Consider the following 15,348-nt stretch of genomic DNA (forward strand, 5'->3'; position numbering starts at 1 on the left):
TTACACCTCGCTTCCAGCCTGTGATTTGGGCGAAGCCGTCAACCTTAGGAATCTACCGTAGGCCTCTTCCCAGATTGGTCTGTCCTTTGGCTCATAATCGGTAACTGGGAATGAATCACGTATGACCTTGCGGGCTTCCCATATATCCTTAAAGGCTCCGCTTGCCATCCACTGTACAGCCATGTTCCCGATCGCACTACCTTCTGCTGGCCCCGCCCATACCGGTTTGCCAATGGAATTGGCTGTCCACTGACATAACAGTCGATTCTGAATGCCACCACCGACCATATGCAATCCATTAAAAGACTGTCTGGACAGTTGTTCTGTCCATTCCAGCACTCGCCGATACTTTAATGCAAGGCTCTCCAAAATAGAACGGGCAATGGCCCCCTGGTCTTGCGGCTCAGCCTGCCCTGTATCACGGCAATATTGTTGTATGCGAGAGGTCATATCCCCTGCTGGCATAAACCGGTCATCATCGGGATCAAACAGGCTCGCAAATGGAGGAGCAAGTTCCGCCCTGCTTAGTAACTCCGCATAGCTGATTCCCTGTCCTTTCCGTTCCCATTCACGCATACATTCCTGCAAAATCCACAGGCCCATGATGTTCTTAAGCAAACGGAACGTGCCTCCTGCCCCGCCCTCATTCGTAAAATTGAGCGCCAAACTCTCGGAACTGATGGCGGGGTGATCAATCTCCGTGCCCATTAGTGACCAGGTTCCGCAGCTTAGGTAGGCAAATGAACGCTCTGTTGCCGGAACAGCCACAACCGCCGAACCTGTATCATGCTCTGCAACCGCAATAACCGGAATGGCAGATAAGCCAAGATCACTGCAAATGCTGCTACGCAGCTGCCCCACTTGAGTACCTGGCATGACTGCTTCTCCAAACAGCGTCTCCGAAATACCAATATGTGCAAGCAGTTCACCGTCCCAATGCCCTATGGTTGGATTGTACAGCTGTGTTGTGGTGGCGTTGGTAAACTCATTCACCGCTTCACCGGTTAGAAAGTAACGAAGTAGATCAGGGATCATGAGGAAACGCTCCGCTTCGTTAAGCATTGGGGAGCCACTTCGCTTAAGCGTTGCCAACTGATATAGTGTGTTAAAGCTAAGAAACTGGATGCCTGTGCGTTCGAAAATTCGCTGAGAGGTCAATTCCTTACGCACCTGATCCATCATGCCGTTAAACTGTGCATCACGGTAATGATATGGATTGCCCAACAATTCACCATGACTTCCAAGCAGTCCAAAATCAACCGCCCAGGAATCAATCCCCAGACTTTCAGGCTGCTCTCCCTTTTGTTTAACAAGATTCAGCCCTTCCAGCAATTCATGGTGCAGCCTCAATATATCCCAGTGCAGCCGCTCCCCCGCTTTGACCGGCTCATTCTTGAACCGATGGATCTCCAACGTTTCCATTCCCCGATCATTCAGATGACCCAGCAGTGCTCTCCCGCTTCCAGCACCCAAATCATACGCCAGCACACTCACCGCTCTTCACCAGCCCTTCATCCCATACTATATTTCGCCCTTGAACATTTCTTGATTTCAATGATGACTGCTCTGTACTTTATTCTTTATTTTTTTGTTTGTTTATTTTTGTTTTATACTGTTTAGCTTTATTTTACGAGTATATCATCAATGTAAGCGTTTGAATACCCTGTAATTGGTTTCTTTTACTCATACCAAAAACGACTCTCTCCACTCGGGAGGAGCCGCCTTCCTGTTATTTCACGTATAAAAGCTGTTTTTGTTAACACCGGACTGAGGCTGAACATCTCTTTCAAAATGCTTAAACCTTGTCCCCTGATATGTCAGCATGCCTCGGTCATGTTCCACAAGCATACCGTAGTCACTCCCACCTACGTTCAGTTCTACCCGTTCACCGTTGTCCAGCTCAAATGTAATGTAATAGTAAGTTGAAGCACTGCTGTCCCCTGATCCTCCACTAACTCTCGTTCGCTTTGCCACAATCGTTGAATGCAAGGTTAACAGCGCTGAAGCATTATTCGATGACCATGTGCGTACCCCTGAAATAATGGCATAAACAATGACACCAGCAATGATGAGAAAAATGCCACCGATAAAAATGGATCCAAACGCACTCATTGCACCAATCTCATTGAATCCAGCAAAAAAACCACTCTGATTGCCCTCAAATCCCGGAACATCATTCATGTCATCAAAAATACCGAAGCCATCCATGCTTAACCAGCCCAGTGATGAAGATATGCTCAATGACGTCATTCATCATCGTTCCCTTCTCCCTGCAAATTAAGATGCACCGCCCCCCTGCCAAGGAGACGGTGCACGTAGACAACCCTACAAGCCTTGTCCGTATACTATATGAACCTGATTACAAATACAGACGTTCAAGTTCATCGACCAGACTGCCAACATAGGCAACAGCAGCACGAATCGGCTCAGGTCCAGACATGTCTACACCCGCAAGCTTCATCAGCTCTTGCGGATTAAGGCTTCCTCCCGCTTTCAATGCATCAAGCCAGCGATCTACGGCAGGCTGTCCCTCTTCCCGAATCAGCTGTGCAGCAGCGGTAGATGCCGTCAGACCTGCTGCATAGGTATATGGATACAATCCCATATAATAATGTGGCTGTCTCATCCAGGTCAGTTTCGCCCCTTCGTCAATAACTAGATCAGGCCCCCAGAACTCGGAGAGGATATTGCCTTTCAACTGACTTAACGTCTTCGCAGTAATAGGTTCATCTTTGGTTGCAAGTGCGTACACCTGACGCTGCAATTCACCCTCAAGCAGATGCGTAACAAAGTTATGGTAGTACGTATTGAGCAATTGCAAAATGACCCAACGACGCATTCTCGGATTATCAGAACGTTTCAACAAATGATCTGCCAGCAGCATTTCATTCATCGTTGAAGGCGCCTCTATGAAGTAGAGAGACGGTCGTGTATTCGTAAGACGTTGGTAATGCCCGGCAAGCATGAAATGTCCGGCATGTCCAACTTCATGGGCAAGTGTAAACGCTCCGCGCATATTGTTTGCCCATGAGATGAGGATATAGGAATGAGAACCATATATGGACGAACAAAAAGCTCCTGTCGATTTGCCCGCATTATCAGCGTAATCTACCCACCGCTCACTAAATGCACGTTCCACAATGTCGCCATATTCCGGTCCCATCACCGCAAGAGCTTCACGAATGAGTGTGCAGGCTTCCTCATATGTAATGGCAGGGCTGAATTCAGGGTCCAGTGGTGCTTTCAGATCACAGAACATCAGCTTGTCCAGGCCTAGCTCACGTTTCTTGAGAGCTGCCAGTCTGCGCATATGAGGTGCAAGTTCCTTCTGGATGATATCCAGTACATTGTTGTACATGTCTTTGCTCACCTGCTGCGGGCTGAGCAACATATCCGTAACATCATCATATCCACGCAGCCTGGACATAACGACCTGTTTCTTCACTTCGGTGGCGTAACCTTCAGCGAACGTATTTTTGTAATCGCTCAGTTTGGAGCTGAACGCGGCATACGCAGAGCGGCGCAGCTTCGTATCCGAAGACATTTCATAATTGTTCTCATAAAATGACCAGGAAAGCGGACGATTATTGTCATCACTGTCAAGTGCATCGTCAAACGTCATGTCTGCCAGTTTGCCGCGCAGATAGATCCGGTATGGTGAGTCCAGCACTTCCCCAAGGGAAGCGAGTACCTTCTCCGTTTCGGGCGAGAGACGATGTGCTTTTTCCTGAATTAGACGATCCAGACTTCGAGCATACGGCTGCAAACCCGGAAGTTCTTCAATATAACGTTTAATCGTTCCATCGGGAAGATTCACGATCTCGGAATTAACAAAAGACAAGGACGACGACAAATTCGATAAAATATCTCCTGCCTTGGCTGAATTCTCAATATTCACGGGATTGGTACTGTCCTCCGACTGTTTAAGTCGGGCATATGAAGCTGTTTTTCCAATCCGTTCATGAAGTGCTTCACGGGCATCCAGACAGGCCAGCAGCTGCTCAGCGCCTTCGCCCAGATGTCCTTTGAATGTTTCGATATGAGCAGCAGCTTCAGTCAATGATCTAAGCTCCTGCTCCCACTCTTCGTCAGTCCCAAACAAGTCTCGCAAGTCCCAGGTAGTCTCTTGGCTTACTTCATCGCGTGTACGTATTTTTTCCATCGTTAAATGTCCTCCTCCTTGCATTTCCAATATCTCTCATCGTATCATATTCGGAGCATTTATGCCTTACATATCCTAAAATGAGCCTTTTGGTACAAGGGATTCACAACCATGTTGGAAAATTTAGTTTGCTCGCGTCACTCCGCCGGCAGAATAACCTTCCGATTGCTGTTATCCCCAGATTTTTTGATCCCTTTTTTAAAGGGGAAATCCGGGGATAAGCATATGCTTCCGATGTAGCTTTCTTTCAGAAAGCTTTTAGGCGAACGCTTCGCTTCTTCAGGATACTTCTGCCCTCTACGTTTCAAGAAAACTTTTGTTAAACTGTTAGTGAATTAGGGGGAAAGAAAAACCGCCGGGTAATGGAAGTATCCATTTACCCGGCGGTTCGTTCTGACTATAACTTATTCTGATTTCCAAATTACATTTTCACCATAGTTTTTACCCCAGTTATACATCGCATGCAGCACGGGCATCAGGCTCTGTCCGTGATCCGTCAACGTATATTCCACACGAGGAGGTACTTCTGCATACACCTTGCGCTCAATTAGCTTGTCTTCCTCCAGCTCACGCAACTGGTTGGTCAGCATCTTTTGGGTAATATGAGGAATCAATCGCTTCAATTCACTGAAACGTTTGGTGCCTTCAAGACCCAGATGCCATAAAATAATCAGTTTCCATTTGCCGCCAATCACAGCAAGGGTCAATTCTTTCTCACAGTTGATCTCTTTCAAGTTGATGCGTTCCTTGACTTCGGCTGCCATGGCTCCGAGCCCCCTTTTCTTCCACTTAATCTTTTATCACTAAAATGCATTTCGCATATCACAAGAACACTCCGCAATAGGAGAACTTGCCGCTCTCTTGTATCATATAACGGGTTCATTGGCTCGATACAGCTTGTATACATTCTACTACAGTACAACCCTGATGTTAAGCAGACCGAATCAGACCACAGACAACAATAGCAGAAAAGACCGGAACTCCCACTTGTTTAAGGGAATTCCGGTCTTCCATCTATAAGTTGAACTAATGAATATTTACACTAGCCACTCCGATGACAGAACAATCTTCCGATCGCTGTTATGCCCAGATTTTTTCATCCTCTTTATCAAAAGTGAATATCTGGTCATAAAGGCGAAGCGTATGCTTCCGATGTAGCTTTCTTTCAGAAAGCTTTTAGCTCCGCTTCTCCAGCTTATTTCTGTCCTCTACGTTGTTGTGTAGATGTTTAGTTCAACTTATATATGCTAATTCATGAAGTCTATGGCATATGGTCTATTCCAGGTTGGCATGACGCCCAAACATGTCTGCTCCAGTCATACTCTTCATTTTCATCATGGTGAGCACCAGTGCATCCATGCTCAGCAGTAGCCCCTGTTCAAACAGGGAGCCCATCGGCTGAATGGTCACTTCGGCTCCGGCGCTCGCTGTATCCTCTTTGGCAGAAGCTGGAAGACGAACCAAGGTATCTGACAGCTGTCCAATGGTGGACTCTGGTTTAATTGTGATCAGACCGACAGGAGCACCTGCTTTATTGGCCTTCTGAGCCATTGCTGCCAGACTGCCTGTCTCCCCAGAGCCTGAGCATAACAAGAGGAAGTCTTTCGGAGAGATTCCTGGTGTAACGGTCTCCCCAACTACATATACCCGAAGCCCCATCTGCATCAATCTCATGGCAAAAGCCTTGCCCATCAGACCGGATCGGCCTGCGCCTGCCACAAAAACCTGTTCGGCAGCCAGAATATGTTCCGCCATGGCCTGCATCTCCGAGTCGTCGATCTGGCTTAGCGTACGTTCCAGCTCCTTCAAGATGTCCACTGCGTATTGCCCTGTGCTCATCTGTCTTACCCTTGTTGAACCAGACGTTGCATCTCAGCTGCTACTTTAGCTTTGTCTGCTTGGCCCGTAATGCCGCCACCCACAATCACCAGATCCGGTTGTGCTTTGATCACTTCAGGCAATGTTTCCAGCTTGATGCCACCAGCGACAGCCGTTTTAGCGTTTTTCACAGCAGCTTTGATCGTTTGCAGATCTTCGAACGGGCTTTGTCCTTCAGCTTGCAGGTCATAACCTGTGTGTACACAGATGTAATCTACGCCAAGCGAATCAACTTCACGAGCACGCTGTTCAAGGTTAGGCACGTTGATCATGTCCACAAGAACTTGTTTGTTTTGTTTCTTCGCTTCTGCTACTGCACCTTTGATCGTACTATCATTCGTTGCCCCAAGCACAGTGATCAGATCCGCACCAGCTTCAGCTGCTTTCATGATTTCATAACCACCAGCGTCCATAATTTTAAGGTCTGCAAGAACTTGCAGATTAGGGAATGCTTCTTTCATCGCTTTTACCGCGTGCAAACCTTCATTAATAACGATTGGCGTACCAATCTCAACGATATCGATATATGATTCAACCTCTTTAACCAGTGCGATACCCTCAGGGATGTTTACCAAATCGAGTGCCAATTGCAATTTCATCATTTATTTCTCCTTTGTTGTTCAAGTATGAGTTGTTCCTGTACAAAAATAATCAGATATTTAGCCTGTACCATTTCGTCTGTTCAGATGCATCCAGTGTTGGTTCTGGCTACTCATTCATTGTAGAGCCTGACTATCCGTTCAGGAAGTACGCACTTTGAAGTCAGGTAGTTACCTGCACGATACTATTGATAATTATTCGTTGTTATATGAATCTTAATGGATTTTTCCATGAAAATTTTAAAATTTCCGAATGAAAAAGTAGTTATTTTTAAATTTAATTTTTGTATCATTTTTTTCATGTAATCCCCTCACATATAGAAAAACAAAATTATGTTTCAAAGTAAGTCTTAATAGCGTGAGGGGATAAATCTTACTTTACAGCCTTCATAATTTCTAAAAATACAGATTGTCAGAGTTATTCTCTATTATTCGATCAAATTGTTCTATCTTTTCACGTATTAAGTCATAGGCCCCCTTACTCTCATCTATTTCCTCCATTTCTTTTATTGAAATGGGGACAATCATTTTCCCACCTGAAAGTTGATATTTAATTTCCTTCAAAGCAACCGATGTGAAACCTGTTCTGCTAAAAATCATCGCCCCATGAATTCCTTTTGCTTCCATAGTTGGAACTAAGTTACGAACATCCGAAACCGTCACTTTATTTTTTCTATTTTTGCATTCGATCAAAACTAACGCCCCAAGTTTCCAAAGACAAGAATCGAATGACACATTACAACAATAAATATCCACTTCAGCTCTTCCTTTTATTGCTCTAACATCAGTAATTTTCAAACCAGGTACGGTACATATAAAATATTGTACCAATTTCTCCAAACTAGTCCCTTTCTGAAAAGAACCTGAGACTTCCTCTAAGTTGTGAAGAATAGATTTCCAGTATAAGTAATTAAAGCTAATAGAACTGGAAAAATCCTTCATAGTGAGGCTTGAATTACTAACAATAAATTGATATACCTCGGGTAAATAAGCATGACGATTTCGCATCATTAACAAAATATTTTTAGATACACCTGTTTCTTCTTCCCCTTTTAAATACTCTCTCACGTTCCCCAATGTTATTCTAAGTACTTTTATAAAATCACTTACTTCTATTATTTTTTGTTTGATAATGATATAAGGACAAATATGGGCCCCCAAATAATCACAGAAGTTGCGGTAAACCAATTCGAAATTAATTGTTGCCAACTCATCTTCGTCAATTGTGGCCAGAGCATATAGAAAGACATAAAACCACTCACAAACTAAATCTATATGTTCATAATAGTACCCTAAAGAATAAATAGGATTAAGCAATATTTCTTCAACTTCTCCTGGAGTCCATTCGCCAATATGCTCACTATTTAATTTACTTAATCCAATTTCAAAATTATCTACTAAAGGTAAAAATATCCCTCCCTCCAGTAACATTCCCCAATTTCCATAATTATTAGGAAAAGAAGCTAACACCTTGCGACCAACCATGTTCCGCAAAATTAAAGAACGGATAAGACATTGATAACCTTTTAAGAACGGTCTCTCACGGTCAATCCAAAAATTAATGGTTTCCTCAACCCTATCAAACTGATGGTCACTTGGATCAGCAGTCATATAGAAAACCAATATTATAAAATCTTCGTCCCCACCATCAAACATCTTAGCTACTGGATAATAAATGTTTTCATCAGTCACTAATTCCGATAAATAAAGCCAGTATAATGACTCTAAACAGTATCTTTCTGTTTCTTTCAAATTATCTTTAATTTTTTTCAGCATCTGCTTGTTTTGCAAAAGCTGCATAAAAACATGTTTAATTCGCGATCTCCAAACTCTCTCTATACGATATATCTTATCTTTATGCCCAGCTATAACATAAAGCCTAGGAGTCTGCATGTACCCTTCAATATCAGTAGAAGAAAATTCATTTGTTTTGGCTTTCCTTACAAAATCGTGAAAAGGATAATGATAATTATCAATACATTGAACCATAAACTCATCATCGTTAGAAAAACCATCCATGATAGCAAGCAATAAACCTGAACTGTCCGGAAATCTCATACTTTCCTCCTCTATTAATCGACCAAAGCAAATCTACGAGTTTTCAAATTATTTAAATAAGAATCAAGGCGTAAATTGTACTTAGCTGCCATTGTATTCTTTACCTTTTCTAATACGTGCTGATACGAAATCAATAAAAACTCACATACTCCTAAAGATTCAAGAATCTTCAGCAATTCTGGATCATTACCATGTTCAGCGAAATCAAGTTCGTACTCATCTTCTTCATAACCTGGTGAATTTTGCTGTAAAATGAAATTACTCAATCGTAACAAATGTGACAAGTGATCCTTATTGTTATCATCAATGTGATAATCCAAGAAAGACTCCAGATCCAATAAGCCTTGACCAATAAACTCTAATGCAGAAATTTCAATCCCATTGCAAGTTGATCCTGTAATCTCAGGAATAAGCGTATCTTGAGGAATTTTAAAAGTTAAGATAAATCTGAAAAATTTAAAAGTAGTAGTACATACTGTTTTTGCATTAGTCGGGTCCACTACTTCTAGATATTCTTTTAAAAGTGGTACCAAGTAGTAACGATTAAAATTCTGCAGATCCAACTCCGAGCATAACAACCAAATATCATGTTCAATGTCCACAAAAGGACCCTTTAATTCAAGAAAAGCGCTATAGGAATTGGGCCCTTCATTTTTTTTGAGGCGAAGAAAGTTTTTCAGCGATAGATAAACCTGATACGCCAGGGTTTGAAACTCATACCACTTTCCTCTCTGAACAATAAAAGGACAAGACAATATTAAATTCAAGTCAATTCCACTTGTTTCCAATCTATCCTTAAAAACAAGATGATTATTGAGAGTCTGTTCAGAAAATATGAACTGGCCTTTTTCCATCATGTCAAACGCAAATTCACAGAATATCTCCACGATAGAACTCAGATTCGTAATTGATACATTTGTGTTAGTAATTTGATTAATTAAATGCAAGAATAATTTCTCATAAAAAGAAGCACTTGTTAACGGTAAATTCTTTTCTTGATGATAGATAGCAAGCAAAAGGGATAGTCTGTTCCAATTTCTAAAAAACGGATAAATATACCATGGTTCTTCCTTCTGAAATACTGAAATTAGTTCTAACGCTTCTGATTTAGTTTGAGCATTTTTCTTGATAAATTCAATAATATCCTCATCAAACATTTCCTCAGTCACTCCTATAAGTGATTCCCTCTCTTCTTTTAATAATTCTTCAGCTCGCTGCTTTTCTTCCTCCGAGTATATTTTTTCTGTTTCCATCTCTTCAAGCCAACTCTTATTGTATTCATCATTTTCATAAGGGCCTACGGATCTACTTAATATTTTATAAAATTTATTGCTGTCGGGAAGATTATAACTTTCTAATATCCTCGGATAAATTATATCAATCAGAAAATCAATTCGGTCATATTCCATATTGGAAGCAAAGAAATCAATATCATCTAGCAATAAATCTCTAATATTACTCTTTATTGTTCTATGATATGTTTTCTTGAAATTATCAAACTCATCCGGATAAATCTCTTCAAATTCATTAAGTACCAGCAAATGTTCAGCAAATCTAGAACGTTTATAATAATTATTTATCAATAAATCCCGATCCAAGTTAATTTTTAGGGGGATTGCCGCTTTAATAAAAAAAGGAAAGTCAACCATATCATCATAAGAAAGTGGATATTCTTCTTCATGAAGTTTTAAACATATGTGGTGAATTTTATTTTTTATAAACTCACCCATTTGATTATTTTCTTTGAGGTCAAAAACAAATAATATATCGTGCAATTTTCTTACCATACAATCTCTTGGATCAACATTTACAGAATGTTTACCCTCATAAATATTACTTTCAGCATAAGAATATCTTAAAGTGTCAAATTCAGAAATTAACTTATCAATTAATAGTTTTTCAAGATTTTTAGGTAAGCTTATCCTTTTCTCAAAAAAAAAGTTACCTTCAAATTCATCATGGAATCCACGTATTTCATCCGAAACTTTAAACATATAAAGTAGTTGATTTATAAAGGGACTACCTTGAATAAGCGCGCTCCCATAATAGTGTACGGCCTCCACCAAATGACTATATAAAAAGTCCTTAATAGAAGGATTTTGAAATTTCACTAATATTGTCGATGTGTCCTCTTCGAGATAGGTCATTATCATCGTTTTTTCTAATTGAGCAACAATACTTTCAAATTCAAATTCTTGGATGAAAATATTATTTTTCCTACCAGCCTCTATACAAGAATAGTAAGAAAGCTTTAAATCGCTTAATCTTATAGGTTGAGATGATAAAAACAAAATAAGGGCAGTTAGTTGAGAACCATAAGTCTGCTTCATGAAAATACTCTTCCAAAAATCTAGCGGCTTTCTTAAATAATTTAAAAGTTCATTATAATACTTCGAGGGGGAAACCTCTTCATATAAGATTGATCCTTGGTCGAGAAAAGTTTCAACAATTCTTGGATTATAATTAGAATGATTAATAATCCTTTCACAGCCATGAGCTATAACCTTGACATAATCCCATTCAATGCGTGAGAAATAAAGATGATTAAATAAAATTTTTGTCTTGACTAAATCTGAATAATCTTTTAATTGAAGAAGACATTTTCCAATATTGAACGTTCTTTTGAGTTGTTCATTTTGATATTGGGTTATACCTTGCTGGAGTACGTACTCTCGGGAAGTTAAAATCAAAATTTTATTAGTCGAATTGGAAATGCGATGAATAAACTTCAACAAATGTTTTTCCTCGTTATGGGGAAGTTTTTCATCTTTAAAAATATCTCCCCAGAAATCATCAAAAAAGAAGACCTGCTTTTCCTGCTCTTTGTACATTCTTAGTGCGCTGCCTACTGTATCAGCATAAATGAACTCATTATATCCCTTTCGCTGTAAAAAATATGCAGCTAAACAACGCCCCAAAGTAGTCTTTCCAATACCAGGCTCTCCCGAAATCAACACATACCTAAATTTCTCTAAAGTAGTTATAGCACGTCCAAAACTGGGGTTTTGAACAAATACTTTCACCGTTCTCTGTATTTCCTCTAATTCCCACCTCGACTCCGCGAAGATATCTCGGTGAACAACTTCATCAATAAGTGATGTAATGACATTCGTGCTACTAATCCATAATTTGTAGTGAGTACGTTCAACATTATGGTACTTCTCATTTCCAAGAAGATTATTCAAATCAACCCTATCTATAATGTCATCATGTCTTGCAATTACACCATCAAACAGATCAAATATCTTATGACGCTGAGTTAATTCGAGTTGAACAGAAGTTACAAGAATATAACGAGATGGTTCTAGCGCCTTTGCCTTCTGCTTTTCTTGGTTTTTTAAGACATTGAACAATTGATTGTAATTGTTTTGATAACATTTAACCTGGACAATGATTTTGGTATTACCTTCCCAGTAACGTAGATCGACGCCCCCATCTTTCCCTCGACCGGAAATTTCAAAAGGAACTTGTTCCTTTATCTGTATAATATCTCTCACCAACTCTTCGAATTCTCGTGGCGATAGACAATTGTGAAAATCATAGTTAGGCATTGTTTTCACCTGCTCGCTAGAATTTTATAAAGTTCTTTCATTGTTTAGTAAAGAAAAATATAGATGTTTATGTATCTATTGATTCATTATGTAGCAATTCTATAAATGGAATATCCTGAGTTCTAGACCTCTATTATAACTTATCTAATTCATCTTCAATCACACAATATAAATGTTTTGACAGAACAAAGACCCCACCAAATGGCAGGGCCCCTTTTTCAGATATAATAAACATTTTTCTTCTAGAGCATTGCAACAAGCTTTTAATTTTACAGATACACAGGTTTCACGCATACCGGCTTGGATACACCTGTGCTGTGACCTGTGTATTTCAGACGCCCGCTCTCCTGATCTACTGTAAAGGAAACGAGATTGTTGGTATCGCGGTTAGCTGCAATCAGCAGTTTGCCATTCGGAGTCAATGCAAAGTGACGTGGGTGTTCACCCTCAGCAGATACATGCTCAACCAATTTCAAATGTCCTGTTTCAGCGTCTACTGCAAATACCACGATGCTGTCATGCCCGCGGTTTGAACCGTATACGAAACGACCATCGTTTGATACGGCGATTTCAGCTGTTGTGTTTTCACTGCCGTCATAGCCGTCAGGCAATGTGGACACGGTAGAAACCTCTGTCAATGTGCCTGCTGCTGCATCATAACGGAAAGTTGTAATGGAAGAATCTACCTCGTTAATAACATAGGCGAATTGACCGTTCGGATGGAACGCCAAGTGACGAGGTCCTGCACCCGGATGTGTTTTGGTTTCACTGTGCAGTACGAGTTCATTCTTGTCTGCATCAATGGAGTAGATTGCGATTTTGTCCGCACCCAGATCCTGTACCATCATGTATTTGCCATCCGGGCTGAAGAATGCAGAATGGACGTGAGGCTTGTCCTGACGCTCAGGATGCGCACCTTTGCCTTCATGTTTCTTCTCATCCAGAAGCGCTCCAACTTCACCGTTATCCGTCAAGGCTTGAAGACCCACCAGACCACCATGGTAGCTGGAAAGGATCAAGTAACGTCCGGAAGGATCACGTTGGATATGACATGGTGGAGCCGAAATGGAGTCATGACGATTCAGCAATGATAATTTTCCTGTAGAAGGATCGATGCTCAGAGCTACAGCTTCAGACATTTTATTACCTTCGGCAGACACCGTCTCACCGATCGCATACAGTTTGTTACCTTCAGCATCCACGTTTACAAACGTTGGATTTTTCACGCCGGAGATGCCATCAAGCTTGGAGAGGTTACCTGTATCCTCATTCAATTCATATGCGTAAATGCCCTCATTTTCCGCTTCGGCATAAGAGCCGACCAATACGAGCAAGCGTTTTGATTCACTCATTACAGTTTCCTCCTCTATGTGTATGTAATCTGGTTGCACCTCTTCTATAATAAATCTGCCATATCAAAATAGCAATCCACCGCCCCTGTGCAGCCATCGAAGAAGTGCCCTCAAACATATGCTCATGACATAAGCCAATACCAATATCCATTCCGACAAAGGTCAACTTCTGCTATGATAAAATAGGTTTTTCATCCAGAAAGGACTGAATTCGGTTGTTTAATTCATTTCTGCTTACGTTATATCATGTATTTCTGCCGATATCACTTCCTGTGATCGGAGGCATATTGTTAAAACGCTTCAAAAATTGGGATACTCGGCCGCTGTCGACCTTTTCCCTCTATATTTTGAGCCCTGCGCTTATCTTTGATACACTGCTGCATGCTGATATTACATGGACAGACGTAACCGGCACATTCTGGTTCTCCATCATCAATCTGATCGCCCTGTGGGCACTAGCTGAACTGCTGAGCCGAGTATTCCATCTTGGGGCAAGCGAAAAAGCGGGACTCACCCTTGTCTCCACGTTTACGAACTGCGTGAATTATGGGCTCCCGCTTGTGTTGCTTGCCTTTGGACAGCTTGGATTGGATAAGGCTTCGGTATATGTCATCGGACAGATGATCATTGTAAACACGGTAGGTATCTTTTTTGCTGCCAGATCGGAATTCACGGTCAAAAATGCGATTCTGTCCGTCTTCCGTATGCCTTCCATCTATGCTGCTGCGATAGCCATCATCCTGCGTGCATCCAATCTGAGTTTACCAGTGGCACTGGATGGAGGCATCTCCATGCTCGCAGCCGGCTACTCTCCTGTCGTACTGGCCATTCTCGGTGCACAGATGCTCAGACCACGTGGTTCGGTGGAACCTTGGAAACCTAATGTTCGCAAAGCGTTCTGGACTGGACTTGCAGTAAGGCTTGCCGCAGCACCCGTACTTTCGTATCTGATCCTAACCGCACTTCAGATAGAAGGAACGTTATTCAGTGTGTTGCTGATCTTGGCTTCCATGCCAACAGCAGTGAACGCAGTCATTTTGGCCGAGCAATTCAATGCATCTCCGCAGTTTGTGTCCCGCTGTATTCTATGGACAACCGCTGCCTCCATGATCATTCTGCCGATTATGATTGTGATGTCTTCCTGATCAGCACGGAAGCCGAAGTTGGAGACATCGCTGCCTGCTTGCGTTTCTCCAACCGGCGTTCAAAGCGACGGTTGAGTGCTCTGACATAGAAGAATTTGACGACAAAGTAAGAAATCACACCCAGGATGACTCCAAAGACGGACATGCCTGCCAAAATATCCAGACCACCCAGCAAAAGTTCGCTTAGCGCGGACCAGTTGCCACGAAACAGCTCCATAAAGGCACTCTCATGAACAAGCCCCTGACCCATACTGTGCGCCGGCAATATCCAGGAACCAATTTGCTTGGCAAGCGGCATCAATATGATGGGCAGGAACGTTAACTTGCCGACCACGTTGCCCACAATAGCCGCTGGCAGCGAGCCACCGGACAAACGTACAATTGGATAGAACACGAGATATACCAGTGATGCAGTAGAAATAACAATCAGTTCCAAACCAAAACCCAAAGCAAATCCGGTAGATACTTTATGTGCTCCGCCGGGAGCACGTAACAATTTGAGAAAATTAAGCTTCAAAGCACGTGTTAAACGTGCAAAACGTGAGTTTTTGCTTTTCTGTAGGTTCATACCGAACTTCCCCTTATCTTACACAAATGACGGCT

At 41.7% G+C, this 15,348-nt stretch carries 11 protein-coding genes; 1 reads left to right on the forward strand and 10 read right to left on the reverse strand.

Going from position 1 to position 15,348, the window contains the following annotated elements:
• The 9 genes from HP548_RS06880 to HP548_RS06920 all read right to left on the reverse strand — a co-directional run bounded on the left by HP548_RS06880 (position 1) and on the right by HP548_RS06920 (position 13,600).
• Positions 1-1,494: an FGGY-family carbohydrate kinase gene (locus HP548_RS06880; protein WP_175381253.1), complete on the reverse strand. Its 1,494-nt coding sequence runs from the start codon at positions 1,492-1,494 to the stop codon at positions 1-3.
• Between the two features lie 240 nt (positions 1,495-1,734).
• Positions 1,735-2,250, reverse strand: a complete 516-nt coding sequence (locus HP548_RS06885; protein WP_246317977.1) for a DUF2500 domain-containing protein — start codon at positions 2,248-2,250, stop codon at positions 1,735-1,737.
• Between the two features lie 109 nt (positions 2,251-2,359).
• On the reverse strand, positions 2,360-4,162 hold the full coding sequence (pepF, locus tag HP548_RS06890; RefSeq protein ID WP_175381254.1) for an oligoendopeptidase F: 1,803 nt from the start codon (positions 4,160-4,162) through the stop codon (positions 2,360-2,362).
• Between the two features lie 404 nt (positions 4,163-4,566).
• Positions 4,567-4,926: a winged helix-turn-helix transcriptional regulator gene (locus HP548_RS06895; protein ID WP_076289676.1), complete on the reverse strand. Its 360-nt coding sequence runs from the start codon at positions 4,924-4,926 to the stop codon at positions 4,567-4,569.
• Between the two features lie 511 nt (positions 4,927-5,437).
• Complete coding sequence (hxlB, locus tag HP548_RS06900) at positions 5,438-6,001, reverse strand: 6-phospho-3-hexuloisomerase (protein WP_175381255.1); 564 nt, start codon at positions 5,999-6,001, stop codon at positions 5,438-5,440.
• 5 nt (positions 6,002-6,006) lie between these two features.
• Positions 6,007-6,639 carry a 3-hexulose-6-phosphate synthase gene (hxlA, locus tag HP548_RS06905; RefSeq protein ID WP_175381256.1) on the reverse strand — a complete coding sequence of 211 codons (633 nt, stop codon included), beginning with the start codon at positions 6,637-6,639 and terminating at the stop codon, positions 6,007-6,009.
• A 396-nt stretch (positions 6,640-7,035) separates the two neighbouring features.
• Positions 7,036-8,697, reverse strand: a complete 1,662-nt coding sequence (locus tag HP548_RS06910) for a restriction endonuclease (protein WP_175381257.1) — start codon at positions 8,695-8,697, stop codon at positions 7,036-7,038.
• Between the two features lie 14 nt (positions 8,698-8,711).
• Positions 8,712-12,248, reverse strand: coding sequence for an nSTAND3 domain-containing NTPase (locus HP548_RS06915; RefSeq protein WP_175381258.1), 3,537 nt, complete (start codon positions 12,246-12,248; stop codon positions 8,712-8,714).
• A gap of 269 nt (positions 12,249-12,517) precedes the next feature.
• Positions 12,518-13,600, reverse strand: a complete 1,083-nt coding sequence (locus HP548_RS06920) for a lactonase family protein (protein ID WP_175381259.1) — start codon at positions 13,598-13,600, stop codon at positions 12,518-12,520.
• Positions 13,601-13,815: 215 nt separating this feature from the next.
• Between HP548_RS06920 and HP548_RS06925 the strand changes: the two genes are divergently transcribed.
• Positions 13,816-14,745: an AEC family transporter gene (locus HP548_RS06925; protein WP_175381260.1), complete on the forward strand. Its 930-nt coding sequence runs from the start codon at positions 13,816-13,818 to the stop codon at positions 14,743-14,745.
• Here the strand turns inward: HP548_RS06925 and HP548_RS06930 are convergent.
• A complete protein-coding gene (locus tag HP548_RS06930) occupies positions 14,723-15,313 on the reverse strand; it encodes a DUF2062 domain-containing protein (RefSeq protein ID WP_076289671.1) in 591 nt (196 codons plus the stop codon). The genes HP548_RS06925 and HP548_RS06930 overlap by 23 nt on opposite strands.
• Positions 15,314-15,348 lie beyond the last annotated feature (35 nt).

This window comes from Paenibacillus taichungensis (genome assembly GCF_013359905.1).
GTDB classification, from domain to species: domain Bacteria; phylum Bacillota; class Bacilli; order Paenibacillales; family Paenibacillaceae; genus Paenibacillus; species Paenibacillus taichungensis.